We start from the raw sequence: 202 nt of genomic DNA, 5'->3' as shown, positions 1-202 counted from the left end.
GGGGGTATAGCTCAGCTGGGAGAGCGCTTGCATGGCATGCAAGAGGTCAGCGGTTCGATCCCGCTTATCTCCACCAACTCTTTACCAGAAGATAAGGTGGCACCGGAAAACTGAGAATTAAGATGTGGGGGTATAGCTCAGCTGGGAGAGCGCTTGCATGGCATGCAAGAGGTCAGCGGTTCGATCCCGCTTATCTCCACCA

2 tRNA genes are annotated in these 202 nt (G+C 54.5%); both read left to right on the top strand.

What is annotated here, in order from left to right:
- Positions 1–76 (top strand) — tRNA-Ala (locus ACZ3HG_RS25165).
- Positions 77–126: 50 nt separating this feature from the next.
- Positions 127–202 (top strand) — tRNA-Ala (locus ACZ3HG_RS25160).

It is taken from the genome of Erwinia sp. PME.40.26/001, from assembly GCF_055556675.1.
This window is presented reverse-complemented; position numbering and strand designations above follow the sequence as displayed.